Source organism: candidate division KSB1 bacterium, assembly GCA_022562085.1.
Taxonomy (GTDB): Bacteria; Zhuqueibacterota; Zhuqueibacteria; order Oceanimicrobiales; family Oceanimicrobiaceae; genus Oceanimicrobium.
Genome location: JADFPY010000244.1, coordinates 1 through 7,066, shown reverse-complemented (window position 1 = coordinate 7,066; position 7,066 = coordinate 1). Strand labels below are relative to the sequence as shown.

General features: G+C 45.0%; 7 protein-coding genes. All 7 read right to left on the bottom strand.

Going from position 1 to position 7,066, the window contains the following annotated elements; all coding sequences use genetic code 11:
- Positions 1–188 precede the first annotated feature (188 nt).
- The 7 genes from IH879_16785 to bamD all read right to left on the bottom strand — a co-directional run bounded on the left by IH879_16785 (position 189) and on the right by bamD (position 7,054).
- Positions 189–500, bottom strand: a complete 312-nt coding sequence (locus IH879_16785) for a T9SS type A sorting domain-containing protein (protein MCH7676583.1) — start codon at positions 498–500, stop codon at positions 189–191.
- A 116-nt stretch (positions 501–616) separates the two neighbouring features.
- Positions 617–1,765 (bottom strand): TonB family protein, encoded by a 1,149-nt coding sequence (locus IH879_16780; protein ID MCH7676582.1) that lies wholly within the window; start codon positions 1,763–1,765, stop codon positions 617–619.
- Between the two features lie 92 nt (positions 1,766–1,857).
- Entirely contained in the window at positions 1,858–2,349 is a 492-nt protein-coding gene (locus IH879_16775; protein ID MCH7676581.1) for a biopolymer transporter ExbD, read from the bottom strand.
- Between the two features lie 47 nt (positions 2,350–2,396).
- Complete coding sequence (locus tag IH879_16770) at positions 2,397–2,918, bottom strand: biopolymer transporter ExbD (GenBank protein MCH7676580.1); 522 nt, start codon at positions 2,916–2,918, stop codon at positions 2,397–2,399.
- 2 nt (positions 2,919–2,920) lie between these two features.
- Complete coding sequence (locus IH879_16765) at positions 2,921–3,574, bottom strand: MotA/TolQ/ExbB proton channel family protein (GenBank protein MCH7676579.1); 654 nt, start codon at positions 3,572–3,574, stop codon at positions 2,921–2,923.
- A 123-nt stretch (positions 3,575–3,697) separates the two neighbouring features.
- A complete protein-coding gene (locus tag IH879_16760; protein ID MCH7676578.1) occupies positions 3,698–4,168 on the bottom strand; it encodes a hypothetical protein in 471 nt (156 codons plus the stop codon).
- A gap of 9 nt (positions 4,169–4,177) precedes the next feature.
- Positions 4,178–7,054: an outer membrane protein assembly factor BamD gene (gene bamD / locus IH879_16755; protein ID MCH7676577.1), complete on the bottom strand. Its 2,877-nt coding sequence runs from the start codon at positions 7,052–7,054 to the stop codon at positions 4,178–4,180.
- Positions 7,055–7,066 lie beyond the last annotated feature (12 nt).

The following is a 7,066-nucleotide window of genomic DNA, read 5'->3' as shown; positions in this document are numbered from 1 at the left end:
TTATGATAACTATTTTCCCAAAACCTTATATCGAACTCACGTTATTATAGTACATTGTGTGCTTATTGTCAACATTTATGTCATCATTTCCAAACCTTTTGATGACGACTGTCGAAAAACAAACACAAAAAAACCGCCAAAGTTCCACGACTTAAACGGTTCAAATTTATACCCAATTTAGCCAATTCTTACTTCAACAACGTCAGCCCCCTCGTCTTTGCAAATCCATCTGTCTCAAGACGATAGAAATAAAAACCGCTTGGCAGATCGTTTGCCTCAAAAATTACTTTGTGGGTTCCGGGGATAAGCTCCTGGTTCACTAAAGTGGCAACCTCTTTCCCTAAAATATCAAAAACTTTGAGTTTTACCATTGACTGCTTGCCAATAGCAAACTGAATAGTCGTAGCCGGATTAAATGGATTTGGATAATTGGGGTGTAAAGCGTATCCTTGCGGAGTAAACTTTTCGCCAATAACATTCGGTGGTTTGTTGAGCGAAATAAAATACGCCGATGTCGCAGACCGGTCCCATCCAGGTCAGCACAATCGGAAGAGCCGGAACTTAATTGTCCTCAATTGAGCGTGTGCAAATGAGACATTTGCATTACACGCAATTTTTAATACCCGAAGGCATAGGCCTGGCGAACCGTGGTATCCCCGTAAGACGCATCAATCGCCCCGAAATCACTCCAGCGGCGAATTCTGTTGCTGACGCATCTCTCCACTTTTCGATTATTTAAAGTGGACGAGATGACTTCGACGTCTTTCACTGTTCCTTGCGGAGTAATTCTAAAGCGCACGACCAGCTTGCCTTTTATGTTCGGATTCCTTTTCAGTTCTCTTTGGTAACAATACTGCACCGCATTGTTGTGCTTGAGAATCATCCCCTGAACGTCATCCTGATTGCGTCCGACAATCCCGTTGCCATCGCCGCCGCCAACCAGGGTGGACTCGCCGACAGAAACCAAATCACCCGTGCGCTCAAAAGAGCCGCCGTCGGTATCACTTAAATCGGAGACGAGATCATCGATGCCGCCGCCACCCTGTGAACGACCGCCTTTCACATTGGTTGCTTTGGTCGTCCCACTAGTGCCGGTTCGAAGTCCCGACAAACCGGAGATGGCTTTATCCAGATCTTTCTGGAGATGATTCTTTCCGGTTAAAATGTCTGCAACTTCGCTGCCCCTGGCCACGGTGCTGGAACTGGTTAAAAGCGCCAGAACACCTTTCGAGCTGACTGCATTAGCAATCTGCTGGCGGGATTTTCCGCGTGAACCCCGGCGTTGCTGCCGTGACTTGCGGGGTGGCGATTTGGCCTTTTTTGTCTTCGTGCCTTTTTTAACCGCGGTTTTATCCGATTTAGGTTTGTCTGTTTTTGGTTTGTCTGTTTTTGGTTTTTTTGCCTCGGGCTTTGGTTTATCGCCCTGCGGCTGGTTCATCGCAAGTTTGGCTCGCGTGGCTTCTAATTCCAGCTCACGTTCATATATCCTTTTTGCCAACTGTGCTTGAATCTTCGCAACTCTCATCATTGCCTGCTCTTCCGGCAGTGGATTCAATAAGAAGTATGTGACAAATGTAATGTGAAAAACAATTGAACCGATTAAAACGGAAATAAAGCGCTTGTCCATAGAGTCCCAAAAACCCAAGCGAAATTCCGCTGGCACTTCCATTGCATCGGAATCAATAACATCGTCGACTATGCTGTCGTCAAAGTCGTCTTCTCTTGGATCGTGGTCTTGCGTATCCATAATTTTGTGGTCTTGCATTTCCATAATTTTTTCTGGTCCTTTTGTTAACTTCCGTGTTTAGTCCAAATAACAATGTGCCCTCATCCCGGCTTCCGCGGGAAGATGAGAACCTATCCTTCCTTCTGGTAAACAACCAACCTCATGTTCGGATATTCCGAAGCGCCACAGGTCGCCATCACTTTTACCAGGTCTTTATATTCCATATCTTTATCGCCCTGGATGGTAACTTTACCTGAAAATGGCACGCCGTACTGCACTTCCATTTTCCTGGCTTCCTGCGCGTGAAACAAAAGCTCGTCTCGCAGGGACTGAATAATGTATCCCTTCCCTTGTTTTACAGATTTCAGGTCAACAATCGGTTTATCGTTTAGCATGACCATTTCTTTGGAAACGACCAAATCCAGAGCCGTTTCCGAGGGTGTTTGGATCGTCGACTTGGGGAGCGTAAGAGATTCAGTCGGTTGAATGAGATGGCCTTCCGTGGCATAGGTTTTCAGAAGAAAAACTAGTATGATTGTAAACATATCCATCATGGATGTGAGATTCAGCTTTCCTTCCACTGAAGTCTTATGCCTCTTTATTCGCGATGGTATGTAGGCCATTTTATCTCCATATTGAATTTTTCCGTGTTTGAATTATCCAAAATATTCTATAGAATTAAAGCGCTGATCGACACTTCCGGGAACAACAAGACGCGGTTATTGTCCACTTTAATTGAACGGGTAGCATCCATGGTGCTAACCAAAGTCTGGTAATCTACTTTCGGTTCAGCCTGGATAACGATGGCGTTGGTATCCTTAAAGCGCCCGGTGGCTTTCTTCTTAATTGAATAAAGTGTTTTGGCTAAGAGATCGTAATCGTATTCGCCGTTCACTTTCGGGATCGAAGGTCCCTTTTTCTTCTTCTGCATAACCGCGGACGAACTCGAAATATAAAACCCTTGGTCGGTAATGGTCACCGCTAAATTAAGTTTCAGTTGTTTCTCCTTGGGCTTATCCATTTGCGCACCAGCAGCAGGCGGCAAATTAAGCTCAATGACACTGATCTTTATCAACTGTGCTGAAGAAAGCAGCAAAGGTATCAACACCACCATCAAATTCATGATGGGTGTCATATTGGGCTCTATGCTTTCGTTTTCGCGCGAGCGACGAAATGAAGGTCTATATGCCATCATTACCGGTTTCCGGTTAAGAGGTTAATAAGCTTGACAGTGTGCTCGTCAATTTCATCGATGATTTTAGCGGTTTTGTTGTTGATGAATGTATAAATCAAAATCGCCGGAACAGCGATGGCGAGTCCCATCAACGTTGTGTTCATTGCGGTGGAAATACCGGCAGCCAAAAATGCTGACTTTTGCGCGGCGTCATAACCTGCATGTGAAACAGCATTAAAGGCGATAATCAAACCGTAAATCGTGCCCATCAATCCGATTAAAGTTGCAACGTTTCCAATCATTGCCAGAAATCCGGTTCTTGCCTGCAATTTTGGAATCACTTCCAGGGTGCCTTCGTCAACGGAATTCTGGATGGCTCTAAAATCGGTACTTGCACCCTCGCGGGTCATCTGACGAAGTCCGGCGCTCACTACTCTTGGTAGAGCTTTGTTGTGCACGCGGTCACAGAGTTCCAAAGCATTTTCATATTTACCCGCTTCGACCAGTCCTCTGATTTTCGACATGAACTTACCGGAGTTGATGCTTGATCTCACCCAGATGTAGTAGCCTCTTTCAATAGCAATCGCTACCATAAAAGCTCCGGTAATCAAGAGCGCCCACATGAAAAGCCATCCGGATACCCCGGGACGAAAACCTTCAAAAATTTCAGCCATGATGATTAAACCTCCTAAAGTTGGTTAGTTTTTTTAAGTCAATTGTTAATATATTCTATAAAATGACATTCGGGTATTGGGTTTGTCTAAAGCCAAATGCCTTGGCAGTGACCCGGTTAGATGTTAATTCCCCTTCTTCCGCTTCTTAAGAAGCTTTTTAATATTATCGATCTTTTTAGGCTTTTCAAGTTCGCCCTTGAAAAGAAAAGACTTTTCAGGCACCGCCTTCAATTCCTCCGCAAAAGAGCGGTTGATAAAATCGATTTCGCCGAGTTTCTTCAACCTGCGAGTCGGCAGGATAGCAATATTCGGCTTCTCGATGATTGCTTCAATAACAATATCGTCAAAAACGAGCTCACTCTGTTTCTTCTTCGAAGTTTTAGATTTCTTTTTATCAGAATCAGACTGAGCGAAAGCGGCGTTTGCAAAAAAGCAACAGCAGATGATTAGGAAAGCCAGTCCCATTTTTCTCGTTCCCAAACTCCAGTTTGGGAACGCACTTGGTCGAGAAGCTCTGCTTCCTGCTTCGCCTAAATTGCCGTTCCAAAGCAGGAGCTTTGGAACGAGGTAAAGGGTCAGGGTAGTTGTTTTCATTTTCAAGTCCTAAATTTCCCCTTTCCAATCGGGTAGATTCTTGATTTGAATCAGGGACTCCATATTTCCGAAGCTGTTGTCAGAATCCTTCACTTCAATTGCGATGATATTTTGACCGCTGCGTAGATATTGAGTCAAACTTATATTTTGAATGTCTGTTTTATTATCGGACTCTGCAAAAGATTCTGAAACCATTTGCCCATTAACAAAAAGTTTATAAGTATCGTCGGCAAACAATTTTATCGTGCCGGAAAACGGCAGCCCTTCTATATCAAATGTCTTGCGAAAATAAACTTTGTTCGGACGTTTGACCGCTTTTGAAAAACCGTCGACAGAGAGTGAATCTTGCGACGAAGCCGACCGAATGGGTTTCTTCGATTCGGAATCCGAAAGTTGACTCTGGTCGAAATGGGTCAACCAGATAGCCTGGACTGTGACATTGTTGTCAGAAATCCGTTTTCCGAGGCCTTCGTTATATGCCGCGCTCCACCCGGAATCGCTGAACTCAATCTCGCTCCAGCCTTTGAAAAATTCTGAACTAACCAGCCAACTCGACGAGCTTGGTAGGGTCTGCTCAGCGACTTTAAATCCCAATTGTTCTGCATATTCTTGCGGGTTGGTTTTAACCAAAAGCGTGGCTATTTTCTGACCCCAGGTATCGGTCATCTTTAAATCCTGACTCGCCTGGTAGCCAAACTTCAGGATTTTTTGAGAACCGTCAGTCAAAGACCAATAAATATCGTCATAAGTGAACTGCGCATCTTCAAAAGCCGGGTTCTCAGTCTCTTGAAAACGCTTTTCGTATTTCTGAATCTGGTCCCTGGCGAGCATGGCCTGCGAATCCGCCGTGAGGCCAAACTCGATGACTGCCTTCATGAATTTCTCAGCCGGCTTTTCAAGCGCCGAAGTGTCCGGTAACATTTGGCGAGTCCTGGCGATATTCTGGTGGTAGGCCTGAGCTGCCGAAAATGTAAAAGAGCTGCCCAGCTCAACCATGTTAGCCAGTGCCTCGGAAACATCAAACGCGGCTTCATCGTCGGCTTCAACCAGACGTTCGTAGGATTTGGCTTTATTAGCGTAGCTTGCCAATGCCCGCTTGCCAAGCTTTTGCAGTACATCAGGAACAATGGTGCTGACAGCAAGAATCCGCTCCAGTGATGAGTCCGTCCATTGATTCTCTATGTTTAGCTCAGCGCTTTCTTTCAAATTTCGGGCATGGGCCTCAACTACTTGGTTGGTGATTGGCGCAACTACTTTTTCTAAAACCTGCTGCTGGTAAACGAGTTGCTCCACCGCTTTCATCCCTGCTGGTACCGGGAGATTGAGCAACTGAGTTAAGGACTCGTTATAAATTTCGGCGATTGCAAACAAGTTTTCCGAAACTTTATTCTTAGACAAAGAGATCCAATTCTCCGCTGCCGCAAGCGATGAGTCCGCCAGAGAAAGTTTGTTTGGTTGGAGATTATCGGCGCCAGCATCTCTCTTTTGCTTTTGTTTTGCAGCAAATTTCTCCAGGACGGCCGCGCCATTTTTATAGGCATCTACTGCCTTATCATAAAGTTCAGCCGCGGTCTGATTAATTTCTTTCCGGGCTACCATTCTGCGGTTCTCGTCCATGGCAGGAATTTCCTGGTGCGCCCAGGTCTTGGCAAATTCTTCGTAAGCATGACCAATTTTGTACGTCGATTCGTACAAACGGACGGTACCAAACCCCGCAACAGTAGTATATTTTTCCACCAATTCAACAAGCAGCGCCTTCTTATCTTTTTTCTTTTGCACGATGGCTTTGGCAGGCAATCTAAATTCGATGTTCTTAAATTCTTTAAACTTAATTCCAGCCAACTGAAATAGGGCCTCTGAGGTGTAAAAATCATTACCTTCTTTTTTGTTTTTCTTCAGTTCAGCATTTTTAGCGATTGCCTTATCAAACTCGGTTTTGGCTTCCGAAATACGATTACTTTCAGCTAAATACAACCCGCGGTGATACAAAGCTTCAACGGCTTTCGGCGAAGCCGGATATTTTTTTGCAAAGGACGCATAAATATTGTTAGCGTTTTGCAGGTCATGCAATTTCAGATAATAGTTCGCATTGTTAAACAGCAGTTCGTCGGCCTCTTCTGCGTTGGGGAATCTCTCGACGAATTTGTTGTTCACCTGAATTGCCCGGTGCCATTCCTCGGCCTGGACATAGGAAACACTGGCATTGTAAAGTGCAACCTGTCTGCCGGTCTGAGTAGAATCTAAATCCGCCAGTCTTTCATAAGTCGAGGCGGCATTGCGCAGGTCGCCCAACTCGCGATAATCAAATGCTAAATTATTGACGGCCTGCAGTGTGTGCTCTGATTTCGGATAAGATGCGAGCAGCATTTTGTAACTTTCGATAGCTCGGCGGTATTCTTTGGCCTGGTCAAATTCCAATCCGGAATTATAAATTGCCACGTTGGCAAATTCGGCGTTGGGAACTTCGGCGACTACACGCCGGTATTCTTCGGCTGCCTGGAAATGCAGTGCAGAATCGGCGTACGTTTTTGCCTGGAAGAAAATCGATTCTGCCAATCGTTTGGTTGCTTTTTCGCTAAATTCCGGCGCTAGGTCTTTGAGTCTTTTGGCGATGAGTTCTGTGCTTTTGAAATCGCCTTTGCCAAAGTAGCTCTCCATGACCGTGAAGCGTGCTTGATTTGCACCTTCGCTTTCCGGAAATTGCTTAGCCAATGTCTTGAAGTATTTCAAAGATGGTTTAAACTGACGATGGTTGAAGTACAACGCCCCGGCCTTCGCCAGCATCTTTGAAGTCTCTGAATCATGTGGAAAAAGTTTAATGTAATTATCCAGCGCGAAGACCAATCTGTTTTCATCAGCCGATAAAGGTTCTTTTGAAGGGTTCAATTTTTTTCTTGA